1 protein-coding gene is annotated in these 239 nt (G+C 64.4%); it reads right to left on the reverse strand.

What is annotated here, in order from left to right:
* Positions 1-176 (reverse strand): YHS domain-containing protein (locus tag Q1B08_RS21905; RefSeq protein WP_299823629.1); only part of this gene is annotated, 176 nt, incomplete at its 3' end.
* Between the last annotated feature and the right edge of the window lie 63 nt (positions 177-239).

Raw genomic sequence — 239 nt, forward strand, 5'->3', positions numbered from 1 at the left:
TCCGTCGCCTCGACGAAATCCTCCGGCGCGGCGGCGAAGCGGTCGCGGCAGCGCTCGGAGCAGAAATGGTAGAGATGCCCGTCATGCTCGTGGCGGGGCTCACCCGCCGAACGGTCCACCTCCATGCCGCAGACGGGATCCCTGGGGTTTCTTCCGATGACCTGCGACGTGTCCATGCCTGACCCTCCGGATGACGGATGCTTGCAGAGGTAGTGCTTCCAGTAGATGGAAGGTCAACG

This window comes from uncultured Jannaschia sp. (genome assembly GCF_947494025.1).
Lineage (GTDB): Bacteria > Pseudomonadota > Alphaproteobacteria > Rhodobacterales > Rhodobacteraceae > Jannaschia.